Origin of the sequence: Arthrobacter ginkgonis (genome assembly GCF_039540195.1) — a bacterium.
GTDB classification, from domain to species: Bacteria; Actinomycetota; Actinomycetes; order Actinomycetales; family Micrococcaceae; genus Zafaria; species Zafaria ginkgonis.
Map to the genome: position 1 here is coordinate 71707 of NZ_BAABEO010000036.1, position 20618 is coordinate 92324.

Annotated in this window: 18 protein-coding genes; 8 read left to right on the plus strand and 10 right to left on the minus strand. The window is 64.2% G+C overall.

Annotated features, from left to right (window positions below):
* Positions 1 to 223: 223 nt before the first annotated feature.
* Positions 224 to 1075: a fumarylacetoacetate hydrolase family protein gene (locus ABD912_RS23065; protein WP_345154766.1), complete on the plus strand. Its 852-nt coding sequence runs from the start codon at positions 224 to 226 to the stop codon at positions 1073 to 1075.
* A gap of 256 nt (positions 1076 to 1331) precedes the next feature.
* Here the strand turns inward: ABD912_RS23065 and ABD912_RS23070 are convergent, their stop codons facing one another.
* Complete coding sequence (locus ABD912_RS23070) at positions 1332 to 2315, minus strand: helix-turn-helix domain-containing protein (protein WP_345154767.1); 984 nt, start codon at positions 2313 to 2315, stop codon at positions 1332 to 1334.
* A 186-nt stretch (positions 2316 to 2501) separates the two neighbouring features.
* On the opposite strand from ABD912_RS23070, the gene ABD912_RS23075 reads away from it, so the two are divergent.
* Both ABD912_RS23075 and ABD912_RS23080 read left to right on the plus strand, forming a co-directional pair.
* On the plus strand, positions 2502 to 3968 hold the full coding sequence (locus ABD912_RS23075) for a purine-cytosine permease family protein (protein ID WP_345154768.1): 1467 nt from the start codon (positions 2502 to 2504) through the stop codon (positions 3966 to 3968).
* Complete coding sequence (locus tag ABD912_RS23080) at positions 3965 to 4876, plus strand: arginase family protein (protein ID WP_345154769.1); 912 nt, start codon at positions 3965 to 3967, stop codon at positions 4874 to 4876. The genes ABD912_RS23075 and ABD912_RS23080 overlap by 4 nt, the downstream gene beginning before the upstream one ends.
* Before the next feature lie 1331 nt (positions 4877 to 6207).
* On the opposite strand, the gene ABD912_RS23085 is transcribed toward ABD912_RS23080, so the two are convergent.
* From ABD912_RS23085 to ABD912_RS23125, 9 genes are all read right to left on the minus strand, one after another.
* Positions 6208 to 7491 carry an alkene reductase gene (locus ABD912_RS23085; protein WP_345154771.1) on the minus strand — a complete coding sequence of 428 codons (1284 nt, stop codon included), beginning with the start codon at positions 7489 to 7491 and terminating at the stop codon, positions 6208 to 6210.
* A gap of 122 nt (positions 7492 to 7613) precedes the next feature.
* A complete protein-coding gene (locus tag ABD912_RS23090) occupies positions 7614 to 8123 on the minus strand; it encodes a nuclear transport factor 2 family protein (RefSeq protein ID WP_345154773.1) in 510 nt (169 codons plus the stop codon).
* Positions 8124 to 8196: 73 nt separating this feature from the next.
* Entirely contained in the window at positions 8197 to 9318 is a 1122-nt protein-coding gene (locus tag ABD912_RS23095; protein WP_345154774.1) for a sugar ABC transporter substrate-binding protein, read from the minus strand.
* Positions 9319 to 9373: 55 nt separating this feature from the next.
* Positions 9374 to 10375, minus strand: coding sequence for an ABC transporter permease (locus ABD912_RS23100; RefSeq protein WP_345154775.1), 1002 nt, complete (start codon positions 10373 to 10375; stop codon positions 9374 to 9376).
* 67 nt (positions 10376 to 10442) lie between these two features.
* Positions 10443 to 12002: a sugar ABC transporter ATP-binding protein gene (locus tag ABD912_RS23105; protein ID WP_345154777.1), complete on the minus strand. Its 1560-nt coding sequence runs from the start codon at positions 12000 to 12002 to the stop codon at positions 10443 to 10445.
* A 113-nt stretch (positions 12003 to 12115) separates the two neighbouring features.
* Positions 12116 to 13153, minus strand: a complete 1038-nt coding sequence (locus ABD912_RS23110) for an oxidoreductase (protein WP_345154779.1) — start codon at positions 13151 to 13153, stop codon at positions 12116 to 12118.
* Between the two features lie 11 nt (positions 13154 to 13164).
* Complete coding sequence (locus ABD912_RS23115) at positions 13165 to 13920, minus strand: SDR family NAD(P)-dependent oxidoreductase (protein WP_345154782.1); 756 nt, start codon at positions 13918 to 13920, stop codon at positions 13165 to 13167.
* A 26-nt stretch (positions 13921 to 13946) separates the two neighbouring features.
* Positions 13947 to 14705 carry an SDR family NAD(P)-dependent oxidoreductase gene (locus ABD912_RS23120; RefSeq protein WP_345154784.1) on the minus strand — a complete coding sequence of 253 codons (759 nt, stop codon included), beginning with the start codon at positions 14703 to 14705 and terminating at the stop codon, positions 13947 to 13949.
* Between the two features lie 25 nt (positions 14706 to 14730).
* On the minus strand, positions 14731 to 15189 hold the full coding sequence (locus tag ABD912_RS23125) for a nuclear transport factor 2 family protein (protein WP_345154787.1): 459 nt from the start codon (positions 15187 to 15189) through the stop codon (positions 14731 to 14733).
* A 243-nt stretch (positions 15190 to 15432) separates the two neighbouring features.
* On the opposite strand from ABD912_RS23125, the gene ABD912_RS23130 reads away from it, so the two are divergent.
* From ABD912_RS23130 to ABD912_RS23150, 5 genes are all read left to right on the plus strand, one after another.
* Positions 15433 to 16545 carry an NADH:flavin oxidoreductase/NADH oxidase gene (locus ABD912_RS23130; protein ID WP_345154789.1) on the plus strand — a complete coding sequence of 371 codons (1113 nt, stop codon included), beginning with the start codon at positions 15433 to 15435 and terminating at the stop codon, positions 16543 to 16545.
* Positions 16546 to 16562: 17 nt separating this feature from the next.
* Positions 16563 to 17228 carry an NAD(P)-dependent oxidoreductase gene (locus ABD912_RS23135; RefSeq protein ID WP_345154790.1) on the plus strand — a complete coding sequence of 222 codons (666 nt, stop codon included), beginning with the start codon at positions 16563 to 16565 and terminating at the stop codon, positions 17226 to 17228.
* A 151-nt stretch (positions 17229 to 17379) separates the two neighbouring features.
* On the plus strand, positions 17380 to 17730 hold the full coding sequence (locus ABD912_RS23140) for an EthD family reductase (protein WP_345154791.1): 351 nt from the start codon (positions 17380 to 17382) through the stop codon (positions 17728 to 17730).
* Positions 17727 to 18641 (plus strand): arginase family protein, encoded by a 915-nt coding sequence (locus ABD912_RS23145; protein WP_345154793.1) that lies wholly within the window; start codon positions 17727 to 17729, stop codon positions 18639 to 18641. Before ABD912_RS23140 ends, ABD912_RS23145 begins: the two co-directional genes overlap by 4 nt.
* Positions 18642 to 18821: 180 nt before the next feature.
* Positions 18822 to 19766, plus strand: a complete 945-nt coding sequence (locus ABD912_RS23150; protein ID WP_345154794.1) for an AraC-like ligand-binding domain-containing protein — start codon at positions 18822 to 18824, stop codon at positions 19764 to 19766.
* Positions 19767 to 20618: the final 852 nt, after the last annotated feature.

A 20618-nucleotide genomic window follows, 5' to 3' on the forward strand; every position in this document is an offset into this window, starting at 1 on the left:
GCGGGGACGGACGCGTCAGACCAGCCCACGATGGCGTGTTAGCGCTTCCCCGGCTCACCCCTTCCCGGCGCACTCCATGGACAGCAGGACGGCGGAGGCCACGTCCTGCTCCCGGCGCACTTCGCACCCTTCAACCAGTTGGATGATGGCTCGCCGGTGCTGTTCTACCGGGAGCAGAGGAGTGATCCGGACCACAACAGCGGACTACGAAAGAGGACAACGGATGAAATTGGCGACCCTGCGAGCGAACGGGACCACTACGGCCGCCCGCCTTGACGGCACCCCCGTCGGCGGCACCTTCACGGAGATCCCCGGCTACTCCGACCTCGGCGTCCTCCTGGCTGAAGAGGATTGGCGAGGAATCGCCGCTACCGCCTCGGGGAAACGTCACCCGGCCGCCGATGCCGAGCTGGAGGCCGTCGTCCCGCGCCCATCCAAGGTGCTGTGCGTGGGCCTGAATTACACCGAGCACATCCTGGAGATGGGCCGGGAACTGCCCGCCTATCCGACGGTATTCGCCAAATTCGCGGACACCCTCACCGGTCCGGCCGATGCCGTCGCCGCCGTCCCTGAGGATCCGGACCTCGACTGGGAAGGCGAGCTTGCCGTCGTCATCGGCAGGACCGCCTACAGGGTAGGGGAGGGTGAGGCCGGGAAACATATCGCAGGGTATGCGGCGGCCAACGACATTTCGATGCGGGGCTGGCAGGCACGCACCCAGGAATGGCTGCAAGGAAAGATCTGGGCGCGCTCCACGCCGGTGGGTCCGGTCATGGTGACTGCGGACGAGTTCGACCCGGCCCAAGCAACGCTGCGCACCACCGTCAATGGACAGACCATGCAGGAGCATCCAGTCGCGGACCTGCTGTTCAAACCGGCGCAGCTGGTGGCCTATCTCTCCACCATCCTGCCGCTGCGTCCAGGAGACCTGATCCTCACCGGAACGCCCGGGGGAGTAGGGAAGGGCCGCACCCCTCAGATCTACCTCCAAGCCGGGGACATTGTTGAAGTGGAAATCGACGGGATCGGAAACCTGCTCACGCCTATTGGCGAACCTACGAGGGTGCCGGCATAGACCCACTTGACCACAACCGATGGGCCGGACAGGCGGTCGTTCCTTCAGGACGGCGACTCGGGCCGAACGCCAGAATACGCTCGGGTGTGGAACAACAGCGGCTATGTACGTGGTGGACTGTAGGAAGGCCGAGAGAGTCCCAGCCCTCCTACAGCCCTCTTGCGTGCGTAGTTTGTCCGGGCACACAGCGGGTCTTCTGCTGGTGCGGCCGTGCTTGTGCGTGGGGTGGGGCCGGGGACGGTTCGTCGCGAATGTCCTAGGGGTGGAATGCAACGGCGCGGTATTCCGAGGGCACAACGCCGTATGCCCGTCTGAAGGCCCTGGTGAAAGTCGTGGCGTCCGGAAAGCCCACGCGCAGTCCCACATCGAAAATCGCAGCGTCCCGCTGTGACGGGTGCCGGAGCAGTCGCTCGGCCTGTTCCAGTCGGACTTGGCGAATGTATGCGGCAGGCGAGTGTCCTGACCGTTCGAAGATCTGGGACAGGAACCTGGGCGATATGCCCAGGTGTCCGGCCACGAGGGCCGGCGTCATCTCCACGTCCCAGAAGCGGGAACGGATGAAGTCTTGGGCGGACCTCAGCAGGGCCTCGTGCCCGGGGGAGCCGCTGCTTGCGCCCTGATCTGCGGCATACATAGCCGCGAGAATGTCAATGGCCGCTGTCGCGATCACGTTGGCTTCGGCTCCGGGAGTGGAGGTTTCGGGGCGAAGCCGCCCGGCTTTCTGCCCAGCCTGATCACCATCGACGCTTCCGTGATCGTCCATCCGGACGAGTTCGCTGATGATCGTGTTGAACACTCTGGCGGAAGGGCCGTCCGCCAACGGGATAATGCGGCCGGCGGCCTTTTCGAGGCGCCCTGCGGCGTTCCGCGGAAGCTTCAGCACGGTCTGCCGCACCGGACTCCGGAAGTCGAAGACGTAAGGAAACCTGGTGTCGATGAGGATGCCCTCCCCGGCGCCAAGCTCCGTGCGCACACCCTTGTGCTCGACCAAGCCCGCGTCGCCGCCGTGTTGGAGGACAACCATGAGGTCGTCTGATTCGTGGCGGCGTGCGTGGAGCGGTGTGCGGGAGACGCCAAAGGCTCCTGAAGTAAGCAGTTGCAGGGAGAAGTTCGGGATGGTGGTCGTAGCACGCAGGCCTGCCCCGAACGAGGAAGCCGCCCAGTCGATGCGGCACAGTTGGAACTGCTCAACGCAGATGGCTTCCCACGCATCGGAACTCCCCGCGTGGAACTCTTTCATGTCCCAATTCTAAGACAACAGTACAGGCGGGGCAGGTTTCGCGTCGGTTAACTCCGCGCCGGCATCGGCGCTTGTGCCGGAATTGCCGATCGTGCCATGCGCATTTCGCCGACGCATGCCTCCCGAACCGGCCTACTGTTTCACCACCCACAACCACTTATGGTTCACATCACTCGGGAGACACGCATGCAGCAACGCGACGCACTTGTGGAATCGCGCTCCTTCGACCACGTTCCCGAATCAGAACGGCACGGCACGGTCAGATCGCAAGTGCAGTTCTGGTTCATGGTCAACGCCACCTTGATCACCCTATTCACCGGGGCGGTGGGGCCGCTTTTCGGGCTGGGGCTTTCCTGGACCCTTTTGGCCATTGTCATCGGCAGCATTGTCGGCACCCTGTTCCAAGCCTTCCACGGCGCGCAAGGGCCGCACATGGGTCTGCCTCAAATGATCCAATCGCGTGTGCAGTTCGGTTCACGGGGAGCCATTCTGCCGCTCGCTGCCGTGACCGTCGTCCAGTTCGGATTCGCCGTCTTCTTCATCCAAACCGGCGCCTCGTCGCTGGCTGATGTGACGGTCGACCAGCCGATCCTTTTCCCGGTGCTGGTCGGCGCCGCGGCCGTGGTCCTGGCGATCGTCGGCTATCGGCTTCTGCTTCGCGTGGAAAAGATCGCCTCGTACCTAATGCTGGCGAACCTGCTGCTCTTGACCGTCGCCGCCCTGACGGTCCTGCCTATCGGATCCATGTTTTCCCAAAGCGCGTTTGCGCCGGTGGCTTTCCTGGCCCAAGCGGGTGCGGCGGCAACCTACCAGCTTGCCATTGCCCCGATCGTATCCGACTACACCCGCTATCTGCCGTCGAAGACGAGCGGCCGGGCCGTTTCTGCCGCGGTTTTTGGCGGCACGCTTCTCTCGGCAGTATGGCTTGAGTCCCTGGGCGCCGGTCTGGCCATTGCGTTCCCGGGAACGGACCTCATCACAGCCATCAGGGATATGGGCAATTCCTTCGGTTTCGGGCTCGGCGCAGCCACCATGGTGGTCAGCCTCGCGTCCTGCCTCATCGCCTGCGCCTTGACGTTCTACAGCGGCAGCGTCTCCCTTCTGAGCGCGGCCGAGGCATTCCGGCCCCTCCGTTCCACAAGTGCCTTGAGGTCAACGACCATCGTTATTGCGGGCATTCTGGTTATTGCGGTGGCCCTCCTGCTGCCCAGCGATACCTTGGGTTCCTTCTCGGCGTTCCTCAGCATCTTGGGGTACTTCCTTATTCCCTGGACCGCGGTCAACCTCACCGACTACTATCTCGTCCGGCGCGGCGTCTATTCGATTTCCGACATCCTCAAATCCGATGGGGGCATCTACGGGCGGTGGGGGATCCCCGGGATGCTCAGCTATGGTTTGGGCTTTGCGGCCATGGTCCCGTTCTTCAGCACCGCAATCTACACCGGCCCCTTGGCGAAAGCCCTGGGAGGTGCTGACGTCGCCTTCGCCGTCGGGCTCGCGGTTGCGGCCGGAGCGTACCTGCTTATCACCCGCGGGCGTGATTTCACCGATGAATTCACCGCCGTGCGGGCGGCACCCCTGAACACCCTCGAACAATCGGCCGTCCCGGAAGGGGATGGCATTGCAGCAGTGGAAGGAACAACTCACTCATGACAGAAAAAGGCACGGCCGCCGGGACCACGGCGCTCAGGCTCCTGTGGCCGCAGTGGCAGGGCGCGGGGCCGGAAGTGGTGGCAGCCCTCGCTCCGGAGCTTCCGGGACCTCTTGGCCAAACCGGCTACTCTCTCGGGACCGGCATCCTGGATCTGCTGGTTCCGGCGGCGGAGAACCAGCACACCGCAGTCGTTCCCGTGGCAGGGTACGCCCAGCGCCTCCCCGCCGACCGGGGGATATACGCCCGGGACGCCGTGCTCGCTCAGCTCCGCGCCGCGTTGTCCATCCTCGAGGACCACGATCCGCAGCGGATCACCACTCTCGGCGGAGAGTGCTCGGTCAGTGTTGCCCCCTTCAGCCACCTTGCGGCGCGGTACGGGGACGATCTCGCTGTCGTCTGGCTCGATGCACATCCGGACTGCACCCTGCCGGAAAGCAACTACAACGGGTACCATGCCATGGCCGTCTCCCACCTGACCGGGCACGGGGACCCGGAGGTGCTCGAGGCCTTGCCGGCCGTCATTGATCCTTCGAGGATCGCCCTGGCCGGCCTGCACGGGTGGGCTGACGATGAAATACCCAACGTCGCCGCTTGGGGCCTGAGGACCTTCACCCCAAGCGACTTGAACGAAGGCCCGGAAAACCTTCTCGCCTGGCTGGAATCGACAGGGTGCTCAAGGGTCGCAATCCACCTGGACGTCGATGTCATCGACAGCAACGACATCGTGTTTGGCCTAGGGATGGAGCCCGGAGGCCTCACTCGGGATGCCGTCGTACGGATCATCGGTGCCCTTCACGAAACGGCCGACGTCGTCGCGGTCACCATAGCCGAGTACGTGCCCCGCCAAGCGATTGCCCTGCAGGAGCTGCTGGGGAAGATCAAGTTTCCTGCGCAGCAGAACGCGTAGTGCCCCACGGCCTACCCACCTCCGGGGGCATCAGCCGCCCAAAGCGCCACCGATGTGAACTGCTCCCCAGAAGTTGGACTGAAGAATTCAGATCCGATGACTGGGGAGCAGTTTCATGTACGCAAACAGTTCACTGTTCGAGGGCGGGACATGGGTATGAGGCCGTGAAATCGCGCCTGCAGCTAAACGGCAGGGAGACTCCCAATTTGCATCATCCATGGCGGATTCGTGGAAGCGGGGCGCTGTTGGTCTTTAGCTTCGAATCCGATGAAGCAGCTACCGCGACTTTCGCTTCCGCAGAAGGACAGGCTGTCGACGAGGACACGACCATATTCATCGACTGGCCCGCGTGGTGGCGATACCAAGCGAGGTCTCCCAACGGTTCGGCGCCTTCCCCCCTCAACGAGCCAGCCGGGTCAATCGCTGCGGCACGCGGACCAGACCGGGATTTCCACGGGAGCCTTCGTACTTGCCGGGATCAACCCTGCCTGCCTGCCAGGTTGCACGCGGGCCTCGCAGGCCGAACCGCCCCGACGGCGGGTGTCAAGGTTGCACCCGTGAGGCCTCTGGCCTGCGACACGTGCTTAACAGCCGGGCATGCCGCTGTGCGCAAGTCGGCGCCAGCTCCGGCAGGCCATACGAAGGACGACCCAACCCGTGTGCGGGCATTTGCCCCTGTGCGGGCGGTAGAGAAGTATGATCAGCCGCCACGCGGACAGCATCATCGTCGCAAGCCCCACCCAGCCGAGCGGCCGCGCACTCCGCGTCCGGGTAGGGCCACCAGCAGGCCTGCGCCAGATCCCCGCCACGCCCCGAAACCGGTGCGGCATAGGGAGGACGAGGGGAACGGCGACTTCGCATCAGATGCGAATAATCGCTGTTCTAGTTGATGTAACGACGGCTGTCGGCAATTGAGGAACGGAGTCGAAGTATAGGCTCGGCCCATAGGCCAGCCCTGGCGTCCAAGACGCCTACGGCGCCTGCGCTACCAGCATCGTGTCCCTTGGACCAAGGGGGAAGGTCAGGCTCCGCGGGGCGGACCGGCACGCGTAACCATCCCGCCTATTAGCTGGTTTTCGGGTGGTGGGATCGCCGGAAAGCTCATCCGGCAACGCCGTTCCCGACGGCAGTCAGGGGTGTGGCCCCCGACGTAAAAACGTTCGGGGGCCACGCTGGAAAGTTGCGACTCGGGAGGGACCTAGGCATGCCATCAAGGTCTGTAGACGGCCCCGATACTTACCTTTCACAGCACTACGCGATCTTGGCCCAGGCGCGAGCAGTGCGGGGCATGGCGCGTGCCTCGTTTCCGGCCAAGGGGCACCGAAGTGCAGCTACTTTGAGGCCTCGCGGTTGAGCTTGAGCCGCGAGTAGTAAAGCCCCCCGTCGATCTGCTCAAGCGGGTTTCCTGCGTTCAGGGACGCGAGGACGTCCTGCCGGTTCAGTGCCCCGGACTCAAGGGCAGCCTGCAAACGGGCGAAGTAGTCTTCGTCGACGCAGCTGGGGTAGTCCGTGTAGCCGGTCTCGTCGCCGCCGTAATAGGTCTCGCGCTCCGGTTCCCCCACGGGGGCTCCGTTCGAATAGCGGAGCGGAAGGTCCGGGTGCGCCATGAAGGCCTTGCCAAACCCGACGAGGTCGGCCTCGCCCGTTTGGACCTTCTGTTCGGCTACCTCGAAGGAGAGCCCACCGGCGGCAATGATTTTTCCGGTGTAGATCGACCTGAAGTGGCTGGTGGGAATGGCATCCTCTGCGGCCTCGACAGTTTCGGAGCCGCTGATGTTCGGTTCGACGAGATGCAGGTAAGCGAGGTTGTACTTGTTCAGCTCGCTGACGACCGCGGTGTACACGTCGAATTTGTCGCTGCTGAACATGTCGCCGTAGGTGCTTGAGGGCGTCAGCCGGATGCCGACCCGTTCCCCGCCCCAGACCGAGACGACCTCGTCGACGACTTCGCGGAGGAACCGAAGTCGGTTCTCGATGGACCCCCCGTACTCGTCCGTCCGCGTGTTGGAGCCTTCGCAGAGGAACTGGTCGATGAGGTAGCCGTTGGCTCCATGGATCTCGACACCATCGAAACCCGCTGCTTGCGCGTTTCGGGCTGCGGCCCCGAAATCCTTCACGATGTCGGAGATCTCCTCGCGTTCGAGAGCCCGCGGGGTCTGGAAATCCTGGAGTCCGTCTGCCGTGAAGATTTGTCCGTTGACCGCAATGGCGGAAGGCGCGACCGGAAGGGCGTTGTCCTTCTGCAGCGATGTGTGGGACTGGCGGCCCACATGCCATAGCTGAAGGAAGATCTTGCTGTTGCGTCGGTGGACCTCGTCCGTCACGCGCTTCCATCCCTCGATCTGCTCCGAGGTGTAGATGCCAGGCGTGCCAGGGAAACCCGTGCCCTGCTGGCTAATGGGCGAGCCTTCGGTGATTTGCAGGCCCGCATGTGCTCGCTGGGCGTAGTACACCGCGTGCATCTCCGTGGGCACATCGCCCGCACCGGCACGGCTTCTGGTCAGGGGCGGAAGGACGAAACGGTTCTTCAGCAGGTACGGACCCACCATCACCGGATCCAGGAGGCAGCCGCCCACCCTCGCGCCCTTCTTTTCTTCGGTCAACATCTCGGTCATTGCCTTCCTCCGTCAAATTGTTGTTCTTGGTCAGGTTGCCTGCCCATGTCGGGCGTCCGCATATGGCGGGCCCTCCATTGAGTTTCGGCAGCGGGAGCGCTGCGCGGGGAATGGGGTGCGTCCTAGAAGGGGCGGTCGAGCCCATCGAAAATGTGGCTGATCCGCCACACGGAATCGTGTTTCTCGAGTTCGAACCTGTAGAAGCCCGTCGTGGCCAGCTGGGCGGTTTCGCGCACGCTGTAGACGGCCAGATAGGTGACGATCTCGGCCGTGTGGGAGGTGATGTCCTCGATGATGACGTTGCTGACCAGGTGCCGGCGCTGGTCGTCCTGGCTCTCCATGATGTCGGAGAGCCACTGGACGACTGTGTCCCTGCCCTGCTCGGTGTGCACCGCGTTCCCGCTCACGCTGATCGAGAACTTAGCGTCCTCGGTGAGTAGGCTGCGCAGCACCTCGAGGCGTCGCTCGTCATAGGCGTAGCTGTAGCGCAGAGCGCTCTCCCGCGCCAAGTCCCGGTCGGCCAGTTCCCGCACGCTGACGGGCACCGCTCCCGGCGCGCGAAGGGCAAGGAAGCCCGCCGTGTGGGCCCAAGCTGGCCGGCAGGTTTCCGGGATCAAGTTCGTCTCGCTCATCGGCCTCTCCTTTTATACAGACTCCGGGGGAGGAGGCCCCGCCGGGGCGGGCAGGACCTCCTCCCCGGGGTGGCTAGTTTTCGGTTTTCCAGAGTTTCTTGTATTCGCTCTTCCAATCCAGGTCGCCGTCCCACGGCACAGTCGTGATGCTTTCCTGGGTGAGGAGCTTTTCGGGCACGTTGACGAGCTTCAACTCCTCGGGAAGGTTGCCGGCGAAGAGGCGGATCATTTGGTCGACGGCGGCGTAGGACTGCCATTCGATGCTGTATCCGACGCTGCCCTTGAACGGCTGGTCCCCGGCCTTGATGGCGTCCAAGGCCGCGGCGTCCCCGTTGTGGGAGACGATGCTGATCTTGCCGTCCTGCGGTGAGCGCTTGATGACGGGGGTGATGGCCAGGGCGACGGGGTCGTACGCCGCCCAAACAGCGTTCGCGGTGGGATTGGCCTGCAGGACCGCCTGGAATTCGGTGGGAACCTGGGTCTGGAGGTTGGCGATCTGGAAGTTGATTTCCTTGGTGATCTCGCAAGTGGAGCACAGTTCCTTCAGACCATCGACGAACCCTTGGTTCCATTCGACGACGGAGACGAACTCGGGGTCATTAATGGTGATGACCTTCGCTCCGCCCTGAGTTGCGACAGCGAGGTAGGCGGCGTTCCACCGGCCTGCCAAGGGATGGTCCTGAAGGGAGTTGGCGTCAGCGAAGTCCTCGGGGGCCGGCTCGTACATGTTCACGACCTTGATCCCGGCGGCCCGGGCCGCGGCGACGTCGTCCTTAACGACCGCCGGCGGAGTCGCGCCGAGGAAGATCCCGTCGGCCTTGAGCTGGATGGCCGTCCGGACGGCGGCCCTCATCTTGTCCGGGTCGCCGGCCGGATCGATCATCTGATACCGCCAGCCGAGCTCCTTGGCTGCCTCTGCCACAGCATCGACGCCGCGCTTGCAGCCCTCTGCTGCGTAGGCGCAGGGAATGCCGACGACGAACTTGTCCTTGGGCACATCCACTGTGTCGGTGGGGAAATCGAACTCCGTCACGGTCGCCTGGGCCTCGGCCAGGACTTCCTGGGCCGCGCTGAGGTCCACGCTTCCGGTACTGGCGGCCGTGCTGGCGCTGTTCCCGCCGCAGGCGGTCAGTGCCAGTGCCAGGCTGAGGCCCAGCGCCGTCAGGCCGGCAAGTGCTGGTTTGTTGTTCTTCATTGAATTGCCTCTCGAATGAGTCTGGAAGGGATGAAGGGGGAGGGCTGGTTCCCGTCTAGACGGCCTTCTTGCGTCGTCGTCCCACGAGCACGGAGGCGGACACGGCCACCATGAGCGCGACGCCGTTGAAGACGTTGGTCACCCAGGTCTGGGCGCCCAACAGAGTCAGGCCGTTGCTGCCGACGGCCAGCAGCACGACGCCGATGACGGTGCCCCAGACGTTGAAGTAGCCGGGCTTGATGGTGGTGGCGCCGAGGAACGCGGCGGCGTAGGCCGGCAGCAGGAACTCAGGGCCCAACGTGGGCGCCGCGGTTCCTCCGCGCGAGGCGACCAAGGCGCCGGCCAGAGCAGCTAGGATTCCGGCGGCGATGAAGGAAGCAGCGAGGTACCTGTCGACCCGCACGCCGCTGAGGCGGGCGGCGTCACGCCCCATGCCGGTGGCCCGCAGGTAGCGGCCGAACGGTGTCTTCTCCAGCACGTAATACAGGGCGAAGGCCAGCACAATCGCGTACCCGAGGACGATCTGCAGGCCTAGGACCTTCGTGATCGTGAGCGCGCCGAACGATTCGGATTCCAGCACCAGCAGAGAGCTCCCGGTCACGAGCAGGTTCAGGCCCGAAAGGATGGTCGCCGAGGCGAGGGTGGCGATGAAAGCGTTGACCTTGATTAGGACCACCAGCACGGCGTTGACCGTGCCGACCAGCGCACCGACGAGGACGCAGACCAACAGGACGACGGGGACAGGCGCTCCAGCGTTGGAGACTGCGATGGCGGTGATTGCGCTGAAGCCTAAGATCGCCCCGAGGGACAGGTCGAACTCTCCGGCCGCCAGCGGCAGGATAGCCGCCAGTGCGAGGATGACCGGGATGGACTGGTCGGTGAGGATTGCCTTGGCGTTGTCCGCCGTTGGGAAGGTGGCCGGCAGCAGGATGGAGAAGACGGCGATCATGAGGAACAGAAAGACGATGACGCCGTAGGAGGTTGCCAGGGACCCAATGTCAGGTCGGCGTCCCTTCGCTGCCCTCGTGCTCGGGGAGGCTTTCGTGGTGGTGCTCATGCTGTCCTTCTCACGGTGGGGGGAGGCCGGAGTGACTTCCGGACGTGGTTTCGTGGTGCTCATGGGATCAGGCTGCCTTCCCGGTACGTGCGCACAGCAGCGCCAGATGTTCTTCATTGATGTCATCGCCTTCGGCCGTGGCCACGAGCCGGCCACGGTCCAGGATCACTACCCGATCGCAGAGCCCGACGAACTCCTCAAAGTCCGTGGAGGCCAAGACAACGGCCAGCCCATCGCTGGCGAGTTGGCGGATGATGTTTGCGATTTCCTGCTTGGCCAAGGCGTCCACGCCTTGGGTGGGTTCGTCCAGAAGCAACACGGTGCCTCCATATCCGGCCGCGCGGGCGACAACGACTTTTTGCTGGTTTCCGCCGGAGAGCAGGCCCACGACCCGCGACAGGTCTCTCGGCTTGACGCTGAAGCGCTCCATCAGGTCGTTGGCACCTGACGTCTCCCTCTTCCCCCGCAACGTGCCGTTGGCGGTGAAGGAGCGCAGGCGCCCCAAAGTGATGTTTTCCTTCACGGACATCGGCAGCACGACGCCTTCGCGCCGCCGTTCCTGGGGCACGCATGCCACGCCCGCGGCGATGGCATCGGCCGGACTCTTGGGCGTATACGCCTGCCTGCCCATGCGCATGACGCCGGACGCCGGCACTTGGGCGCCAGCGAGCATGCGGATCAACTCGCTGCGCCCGCACCCGACCAGGCCCGCCACCCCGACGATTTCTCCGGAGCGGACCTGGAAGTCCACCTCCCGCAGACGGGGCCCGGAAAGGCCCTGCGCGGAAAGCGCGACCTTTCCTTCGCGCTCCGAGGGACGGGGAATCCGAGTCTTTTCGAGCTTCTTGCCGACGACCCGGGTCACGATGTCATCAACGCTCAGGTCCCCCGTCGGCTCGTCGGCGACCAGCTTTCCATCCCGCAGGATCACCAGCTGGTCCGCCAGGCGCTTGACCTCTTCGGTGCGGTGGCTGACATAGATCACCGTCCCCCCATTGGCCTTAAGCTCCTCAAGAGAGGTCAGGATCGTGTCGACCTCGTGTGCCGGCAGCGACGCCGTGGGTTCGTCGAGGACTACCACATTGCGTGCGAAGGCCCCCGTCCCGACCTCTTCCTCGTCCTGGAAAGCGCGGGCGAGACCGATCATGGTGCGCAGCGTTGGGTTGAGCTTTCCCACCAGCGTCGATGGGTGCGCAGAGATCCCGAACTTTGCCAACGTCGCGGCGACGTGGTCGTGTTGCCGGCGAACGCTGATGGGACCAAGGATCCCTGGGGCCCGGAACTTGTCGACGAAGGCGAAGTTGTCCGCGATGGACAGGCTGTCGACCAAACCCACGTCCTGGTGCAGGAAACGCAGGCCCTGGCGATGAGCCGCCTCCGGAGTCATAGGCAGAGTGACCTCCGCACCCCCCACGAGCAAAGACGCCCCCGGGTCCGGCTGGTAGACGCCCGCCAGGACCTTGATCAAGGTCGACTTGCCCGACCCATTCATCCCCAGCAGGGCGGTGATCTTGCCGCGGGGCACGGCAAACGACACATCGTCCAGCGCCTTCTGGCCCGCGAATGTTTTCGACAGCCCCGTAATGCGGAGAGCCTCCGTCGCTGACGAAGAAGTAACAGTTTCCATGAGATCCCTTTCAGGACTAACTGATGGGTAGGCGTGCCCGGAGGCGGGCACCGCGGCCCAGAATGGTGGCCGACGAGGTACGCCTCGGGGCACGCCTTCGACCCTGTCGTGGGTTAGAAACCGCGCTGGTAGGGTCCGGTGGCCCGGGCGTAAGTGGGGATGGGCAGTTGGGGTTCCACGCCCATGTCCGCGGCCGCGTGGATGGGCCAGAAAGGATCGCGGAGGAGGGCCCTGCCGATGAAGACCAGGTCGATGCCGCCGTCCCGCAACAGGTATTCGGCCAGGTCGGCGGAGTGGATGGAACCCACCGATCCCATCGGCAAAGTCGTCTGGCTGCGGATGCCATCGACGAATTTCGCCTGGTAGCCCGGGTAGACGTCGCCGGAGTACTCCTTGGTGATGTTGCCGGAGGTTATTTCGAGGAAGTCGGCGCCGGCCTGCTCGAGCCACTTGGCCAGCTGCGCTGCATCTTCCGCGGTGACCCCGCCGTCGATGAGGTCGGTTCCGGAGAACCGGACCAGCAGGGGCTTGCCGGTCGGCAGGGCCGCGCGGATCTCGCGGACGATCTCGAGGAGGAACCGTGCACGGTTCTCCAGGGTCCCGCCGTATTCGTCCGTGCGTCGGTTGGACATCGGGGCTAGGAACTCATGGATGAGGTAGCCGTGCGCTGCATGGATCTGGACGCAGTCCACGCCAGCCCGGTCTGCACGGGCGGCGGCGTCGCGGTAGTCCCGGACCAGCGCCCGCACGTCCTCGGTCGTCAGTTCCGACGGCGTGGCCGAGCCCTCCGAGTGCGGGATGGCCGAGGGCGCCACGCACCCCTCGGGCAGGACGGCCTTACGGCCGGCATGCGCCAACTGCAGGCCGACTTTCGCCTCGCAGGCGTGGACCGCGTCCACGATGCGGCGGATGCCGGGGATGTGCTCGTCGGACCAAAGGCCGATGTCGGATTCGCTGATCCGGCCCTGGGGGTGGACGGCGATGACCTCGGTCATGACCAGGCCCACGCCGCCGAGCGCCCGGGCGCCGTAGTGGAGGACCTGGCGTTCGGTGACGTGCCCGTCGCTCTCCGCCTGGTACATGAGCATCGGCGACATCACGATGCGGTTCTTCAGCTCCATGTCCCCCAACGTGTAGGGGGAGAAAAGCACGCTGTCCGTTGTCACTGGGCCACGAACCCTCCGTCGACCGAGAGCAGGTGCCCGGTCACGAAGCTGGCCTCATCGCTCAGGAGCCAGCCGATCGACGCGGCCATTTCCTCGGGTTCGCCCATCCTGCCGATCGGGTGGAACGCGCCGGCGGCCTCGAACTCCTTGGTCCCGCGCTGCAGCTTCAGCCCCTGGTCGGTGATCATCGGGGTCACGGTGAAACCCGGACAGATGGCGTTGACCCGGATGCCGAGCTGGGCGGTCTCCAGGGCGGCGGCACGGGTGAGCCCCGAAACACCGTGCTTGGCGGCGGTGTATGCGGCGTAGTTCGCGCCCGCGGTCAGACCCCAGATGGAGCTGAGGTTCACGATGCTCCCGGAGCCCTGTTCCTGCATCAGCCGGATTTCCTGCTGGAGGCAGACGAACACGGAAATGAGGTCGATGTCGAGGATCGTGTTGGCCGCCTCGAGGTCGAACTCGTGGATCGGCCCGATCGGACCTGTGATGCCGGCGTTGTTCACGGCGCTGTCCAGTCGGCCGAACTGGTCCTTGATGCCTACGAAGAGGGCGGCGACGTCGTCGTCGTCCCGCACGTCCACCCGCTGGGCGGAGGCCTGTCCGCCGGCACTGTGAATCTCCTGGACGACCTTGTCCGCGTTTTCCTTATTCATGTCGGCGACAACCACGTGGTGGTCGCGGGCGGCGAGCAGGTGGGCCGTGGCCCGTCCGATGCCGGATCCGCCGCCGGTGACAAGACCGATTTTTGTCATTGCAGTTCCTCTTGTTCTTCCGTGGTTTAGCGGGCCAGGTAGGCGCCGTCGAGATTGATGCCGCCGCCGGAGACGAAGGAGGCCTCGTCGGACAGCAGCCACGCGATGCCGGCCGCGATCTCCTCCGGCTGGGCCGCCCGCTTCGAGGGATTGGCGTCCTCGTAGGCGGCCCACTCGTCGCTGCCCGGCTCGACGTGCACGTCCTTGCCCGTCATCAGGGGCGTCTGGACGACCGAGGGGCGAACGCAGTTCACGCGGATCCCGTACTCGGCGTTTTCCAGCGCCACGGACTTGGTGAGGCCCTCCACGGCATGCTTCGTGGCGGTGTACCCGGCGTAGCCGGGGCCGGAGACCTGGCCGAAGATGGAACTGAGGTTGACAATCGCCCCGCTGCCCTTGCGGCGCATGGACCGCACCTCGTGCTGGAGGCAGTTGAAGACGGCGGAGACGTTGACCGCCATCATCTTCCTCATCAGCGGCAGCTTGTAGTCCGCGATCGACGCAACTTCGGTGCAGATCCCGGCGTTGTTCACCGCATAGTCCAGCCCGTCGAAGTCCTCCTCGATGCGGGCGAAAAGCTCCGCTACGTCCTGCGGATCGGTGACGTCGCAGCGCTGGGCGACGGCGGCACCGCCTGAGGCGACGATCTCGTTGACGGTCGCTTCGGCCGCCTCGAGGTCCAGGTCCGCGACGACCACGGTGGCGCCATTACGGGCCAGCTTGTGGGCGGTGGCCCGCCCGATGCCCGAACCCGCGCCGGTGACCAGGGCGACTTTTTGATCCATTGCGTACATCGTTTTCTCCGGCTCTTTAGAAGGGGCTGTCCAGCAGGGCGGTGAGATCGGCCATGCGCCACTCGCCGTCGGCCTCCTTGACCATGGAGGCGTGGTACCACCCCGAGGTCAGGGTCTTGGTCACCGCGTTTTCCGTCGACGTGATGAGGACGTAGCTGTACAGGTCGGCCGTCGTGCTTGTCTGGTTCTCGACGCGGAACGTGTGCACCGTGTGGCGCCGCTGGTCGGTCTGCTGCTTCCGGATGGTCTCGAGCATGTCCGCGATCGCCCGGTTGCCGGCAGTCGGACCCCATGAGGCGTCGGAGTTGGCGACCTTGCCGCTCGTGGTGCCGTTCTCGGTGAAGCTTCCGGCCAGCATGTCGAAGTCGCCCTCGTCGTAACCCCAGGCGTAGCGCGCCACTGTGTCCTGCATAGCCAGCCGGTCCGCGGCAAAGACCGCCGCGGTTGCGTTTGAGTCGATTCCCTGTGTCGTCACGGTCTGCTTCCTTGCATCCAGTGCCGGGACCCCTTTGGCGCCGGCTTGGAAAAGACGGTACGCACCGCCAGCTGGCCTTGCTGTGCCCGAAGCGCCATCGGGCTTGCCCATTTGCGCCAACTTGTGACCGGCGACACTTGGCGCAAACGGGCAACCTCCAGTGGCGCATCCAGGCAAGCGGGAGATGGAGGATTGCCCTAAGTTTGTTGAAATTCCATCCGGCAACTCGAACGGAGTCGCGTCATGGGGCAGCCCCATCTCTTCAACCCGCTGTCCATCAGGGGCACAACCATCCGCAACCGCATCTGGGTTTCACCGATGTGCCAGTACTCGTGCGAGCAGCACGACGGCGTGCCGGACGACTGGCATCTCGTGAACCTCGGCAAGTCCGCCTCCGGCGGCGCCGGGCTGGTCTTCGCCGAGGCCACCGCCGTCAGCCCGGAGGGGAGGATCACCAGCGAAGACACGGGAATCTGGAACAACGACCAGGCCGAAGCGTGGGCCCGGATCGTGAGATTCATCCATTCTCAGGGGGCGTCCGCGGGCATGCAACTCTCCCACGCTGGGCGCAAGGCGTCCGACTACAGGCTCTTCGACGACCGGTGCGGCACCACCAAGCCGGTGGCCGAGGGCGGCTGGAAGGCAGTCGCCCCATCGGCGGTCGCGTATCCGGGCTTCGACGTGCCGGAGGCCCTCGACGAAGCTGGCATCGACAAGGTGGTCGACGACTACCGGGAAGCTGCCCGACGGTCGGTGGGCGCCGGCTTCGACGTCGTCGAAATCCACGCCGCCCACGGCTACCTCATCCACGAGTTCCTGTCCCCGCTCAGCAACCTTCGCACCGACCGGTATGGGGGCAGCCTCGAAAACCGGGCCCGCCTCCTGCTGCGCATCGTCCGATCCGTACGCGAAGCGATCGGTGAACAGGTCCCACTTTTCGTACGGTTCTCCGCCACGGACTGGATCGACGACGGCTGGGATGAAAAGCAAACGGCTGTCGTCGCAGGCTGGGCCAGGGAAGCCGGGGCGGACTTCTTCGACATCTCCAGTGGCGGGCTCACCAACGGGATCTTCATCTCACTGGAGCCCGGCTACCAAGTCCCCTTGGCCGACTTCGTGCGCAAGGAGGCAGGCGTGGCGGCGAACGCGGTGGGACTTATCACCACCGCGGAGCAAGCCGAGGAAATCGTTGCCTCCGGGCGGGCCGACGCGGTCATGCTCGCGCGGCAAATCATCCGTGACCCGAACTTCGCACTTCGCGCCGCACACGAACTGGGGGCAGACATCGAATACTGGCCGAGGCAGTACCAGGGTGCGCGATGGCCGGCCCAGCCCACGAACATACGAGTCAGCTAATCGGAAGAACTGAGGCCATGAACAAAAAGATCGGTACCGTCACGGTTTTCGGAGCGACCGGATATACGGGGACAAGCATCGTTGGCGAGTTGCTTGCGCGTTCTGCGTCCGTCACCGGTGTCGCACGAGACGTCAGCCTACCTTCTCCCAAGAAGGAAGACCGGCTGGAACTGGTTGCGGGCAGCCTTGACGACGACGACTTTAGGCAAGAGGTTACGCGAGGACGCGACGCGGTGGTTCTCGCCGTTCCTGCTCGTCTGGAAAACGGGCAGGAGCTCGCAGGTCTGGTGCCCCAGCTCCTCCGGGAAGCCGAGGCGGATGGCTACCGGCTGGGCATCGTTGGAGGTGCGGGAACACTGCAGGTCCAAGCCGGCGGACCCACCTTCATGGACCACGCGGACTTCCCCGCGGCAGCTCGGGGCAACGCGGAATCGCACTCGAGGCTCCTCAAGGCGCTCCAGGACTCCCGGAGCGAAGCGGAATGGTTCTATCTCAGCCCGCCGGCGCGATACGGTTTGCGGTTCCCGGGAAAAAAGGAGAGCAGGTATCGCCTCGGAAAAGACGTGCTGGTCGCCGACGAGGCGGGCATCTCCACGATCTCCTCGGAAGACTACGCCGCCGCCTTCGTGGACGAGCTTTTCCACGGCCGTCATATCCGCACTCGTTTCAGCGTCGGCTATTGACTCCGGAAATCTCCGATGAGGAAGGTGAAATTGGCGCAGAACTCTTCCGAAAGTCGCCGCGAACTGCTTGCTTAATGCGTTTGACTCGGTCTCCCCGCGTCACTTGCCGGGGTACGGTCCTCTATTCCTCCTACCAAGGGACAGCTCATACATGTTCACTATCGCTTTCCTCACCCGACGCGTTCCTGGGATGACCAGGGACGAGTTCTTCAGGCATTACCACGAGACTCATTTTCCCCTCGCCTCCCGACTGCCCGGTCTGGTCTCCTATCAACAGAACCGCATCGGACACGAGGACGGCATCTGGGCGGAGCCAGAATCGTTCCCGGACTACGATGCGCTCTCTTTCTACAGCTTCGACTCCCGTGAAGCAGCCGACGCCGCCTTCTCGTCGCCTGAAGGGCAGGCTCTCAATGAAGACACGGGAACCTTCATGGATTGGCCCAGCGTTCTATCGATCCCGGTCGAGCAAACGCAGCGCTATGACAGAGGGACGGCATGAGCATCCAGAAAAAAGGCGTGAGGGATTCGTCTTCGCTTGGCGCGGGCCCGTCGCTGCGGCTCGTCTGGCCCCAATGGCAGGGCGCAGGCGCCGACGTGGTTCGACTGTTGACGCCCGAACTGCCCTTCGAGCAGGCACGCCGAGGCTACGCAGTGGGTGCAGCAGTCCTGGGCGCGATCCTCCCCGAGCATGATGGTCCAACGGCGGTCGTTCCCGTGGAGCTTGGCCCCAAGGGTCTTGAGGAGCGCGACGGCGTCGAGGCAAAGGACGCGATCCTGGGGCAGCTAAACGCCGCTCTCCACACCATCGAGCAACACGCCCCCGCCCGTATCGTGACGCTGGGCGGCGAATGCTCCGTGAGCGTAGCGCCGTTCGCCAACCTTGCCGAGCGTTACGGGGAGGACCTTGCCGTCGTATGGGTCGATTCGCATCCCGACGTCGGTACTCCAGCCAGCGCCTACCACGGCTACCACGCCATGGCCCTCGGCACCCTGACGGGACATGGAGACTCGGACGTGTTGCAGCTTTTGCCAGCGACCGTGGATCCGAAACGCGCTGCCCTGGCGGGACTGCACTCGTGGACGGAGGACGATTTCCCGAATGCGGCGGAATGGGGAATTACTGCTTTCGGGCCGAATGAGCTCCGCGAATCCAGCCAGCCCCTGCTGGAGTGGCTGGCCGGCACCGGATGCACCCGTGTGGCGCTCCATTTGGACGTCGATGTCGTAGACAGCAACGAGGCCATCTTCGGGCTGGGCAAGGAACCGGGGGGCCTCACGACCGAGCAGGTCCACCGTGTGATTCAGGACATCGACGCAGCCGCCGACATCGTGGGAATGACAATCGCCGAGTTCGTTCCCAGGCAAGTCATCCAGCTTCAGGAACTGCTTAGGGGGCTTCCGCTCCTCTGAGCGAGGGCGCTTGGCCGCCCCGCTGCGGTGTCCTGGTCAATCGAGAAGGGCGCGGGGCTGCCCGGTGCAGGCGACCTCATCTTTGGTACGCTAGTAGGAAGGGCTGTGATATAGGACACGGATGCTCCGTTTGGAGGACGAACGCTCGTCTTGGAATCCGTTAGTCAGGTAGGTAGGCAGATGCCGAGTATGGACAAGGGTGTTGTACGAGCGGTGAGCTCCAGTTCCGTCGCAGAGTGGGAGCGGTTAGTCGTTTCCAACTACGCCGGACTCAGCGTGCGCATCGACCGTAAAGCCGATTTCGCGGCGCGACTCGCCGTCGTTCAAATAGGTCGCTGCCGGCTTTCCAAGGTCGATTCGTCGCCAGTGACCTACGAACGATCCGAGAACGACGTATCTAACGCCCCTTCGGACGATTTGTTGCTAAGTCTGAAATCAACCGGCTCCTGCTTGGTCGAGCAGTATGGCCGGCAGGCCCTGCTCGGAGTCGGCGATCTTGTCCTGTATGACACGATGAGCCCTTATAAGCTCGATTTTCGCGAACCCTACCGTGAGTTGGTGCTCAAGATCCCCCGGGTTGCTTTGGCATCACGGGTGGCTTCGCCTGAATCCCTCTCGGCCGTCAGGCTGTCCAACGGATCTTCCATGGCTCGGCTTGCGGGTACGTACCTGAGAGAGCTGGCACGCGAAGCGGATAATTTGGCTCCGGCCGCCCGCGACCGCTTGGATTCCGCGATACTCGATATTGTCGCGTTGGCGTTGACGGACGTTGCGGGGGCGCTGGCTATGGACGAGCAAACCGAAAGGCTCGGCCGGGCAAAGACCCTTATGCGAGCTAGGCTGTCGGATTCCTCCTTGAGTGCCACGCAAGTGGCCGGAGCCCTGAACATCAGCGTCAGGACGTTGAACCGGCTCTTCGCCCGAGAAGGGGAATCCGCAATGCGGTGGCTCTTGGAGGAGAGGCTCCTGGCCTGCCACCGGGCCCTGATGGAGGCCAGAACTAGATCCGTTTCCGACGTCGCCATCGAGCATGGATTCTCAGACCTGTCCCACTTCAGCCGAGTATTCAAAGCGAAGTTCGGAATCCCTCCTAGCGAGGTTGCGAATTCGAAGGCTGTGGCCTGAGGCAAGAAGTCTTCCAAGCCAGCTAGCCTTCGATTTGTGCTCGTCACCGCGGATGGGAGTAGGCCGGGCGGGTGCGGTCGTCCACCGCGTGGTTTGAGCACGCGCCCGGTCCGCTGCCACCTCGACGCGCTGTGCTAGTTGTACTGGTCAGGCAGGTTCTTCCATCAGCACAAGTTCGCTTCCTCGTCCAGGATCCCCAGCAGCTGCCGCTTCAGTCGCCCGCCCCTGGAACTACCGCGGTGCAAGGAAGGAAAAGGTGACAGGCCAATTAACACCGGATGCGAATATCCCAGACATGGATCTACATAATCTCCGCTACTGGTTCTCGGTCTGGGTTTTGGTTAGGCGAGGCACTCGCGCGTCTGGGGCTGTAGCTGACGCTGGCTTGACGGCACTTGATTCTGCCTGCCATGGGGTTGTGGCATCAGAACCATCTTCTCCAAAGTTTGCGCAATGAGTCATACGGGATTCTGGCCCTTTCAGCGTGCGTGTAAGTCGAATCTGCCGTCGTAGCTTAAGTGCCGGTTCAGCGGGTCCAAGCCAAAGGTGCCGAGCAGATTTTCCCCCTGTGCCTCGCCAAAGGTGCCTTTCGAGACCAAGAACGATGATTTCCGCGCCGAATCGGCCCACGCCGCGGAGCTGCCCGCAAAGCGTGTTCGGTTGGGGTTCAGGATCGGTGCTCGGGGCGCTGGTGGATCGGCATGGCTCCTGGCGCAGTTCCAGGGTGCAAGCCGGCCGCGTCATCGCGGTGGATCTTGAGGGCGGGACCAACCGCCTCCTACGGGGTCCATGCGCAGGATGAGGCGGGGGGCTGACAAGAGGGTTCCGGGCAGATCGCATCGCCCTGGCCAT

Excerpts from the sequence above, each read along its gene's own strand:
- ABD912_RS23090 (WP_345154773.1), bottom strand. The coding sequence starts at position 8,123 with ATGAGCGAGACGAACTTGATCCCGGAAACCTGCCGGCCAGCTTGGGCC.
- ABD912_RS23075 (WP_345154768.1), top strand. The coding sequence starts at position 2,502 with ATGCAGCAACGCGACGCACTTGTGGAATCGCGCTCCTTCGACCACGTT.
- ABD912_RS23145 (WP_345154793.1), top strand. The coding sequence starts at position 17,727 with ATGAGCATCCAGAAAAAAGGCGTGAGGGATTCGTCTTCGCTTGGCGCG.
- ABD912_RS23080 (WP_345154769.1), top strand. The coding sequence starts at position 3,965 with ATGACAGAAAAAGGCACGGCCGCCGGGACCACGGCGCTCAGGCTCCTG.
- ABD912_RS23150 (WP_345154794.1), top strand. The coding sequence starts at position 18,822 with ATGCCGAGTATGGACAAGGGTGTTGTACGAGCGGTGAGCTCCAGTTCC.
- ABD912_RS23100 (WP_345154775.1), bottom strand. The coding sequence starts at position 10,375 with ATGAGCACCACCACGAAAGCCTCCCCGAGCACGAGGGCAGCGAAGGGA.
- ABD912_RS23120 (WP_345154784.1), bottom strand. The coding sequence starts at position 14,705 with ATGGATCAAAAAGTCGCCCTGGTCACCGGCGCGGGTTCGGGCATCGGG.
- ABD912_RS23065 (WP_345154766.1), top strand. The coding sequence starts at position 224 with ATGAAATTGGCGACCCTGCGAGCGAACGGGACCACTACGGCCGCCCGC.
- ABD912_RS23105 (WP_345154777.1), bottom strand. The coding sequence starts at position 12,002 with ATGGAAACTGTTACTTCTTCGTCAGCGACGGAGGCTCTCCGCATTACG.
- ABD912_RS23115 (WP_345154782.1), bottom strand. The coding sequence starts at position 13,920 with ATGACAAAAATCGGTCTTGTCACCGGCGGCGGATCCGGCATCGGACGG.
- ABD912_RS23135 (WP_345154790.1), top strand. The coding sequence starts at position 16,563 with ATGAACAAAAAGATCGGTACCGTCACGGTTTTCGGAGCGACCGGATAT.
- ABD912_RS23130 (WP_345154789.1), top strand. The coding sequence starts at position 15,433 with ATGGGGCAGCCCCATCTCTTCAACCCGCTGTCCATCAGGGGCACAACC.
- ABD912_RS23070 (WP_345154767.1), bottom strand. The coding sequence starts at position 2,315 with ATGAAAGAGTTCCACGCGGGGAGTTCCGATGCGTGGGAAGCCATCTGC.
- ABD912_RS23095 (WP_345154774.1), bottom strand. The coding sequence starts at position 9,318 with ATGAAGAACAACAAACCAGCACTTGCCGGCCTGACGGCGCTGGGCCTC.
- ABD912_RS23085 (WP_345154771.1), bottom strand. The coding sequence starts at position 7,491 with ATGACCGAGATGTTGACCGAAGAAAAGAAGGGCGCGAGGGTGGGCGGC.
- ABD912_RS23140 (WP_345154791.1), top strand. The coding sequence starts at position 17,380 with ATGTTCACTATCGCTTTCCTCACCCGACGCGTTCCTGGGATGACCAGG.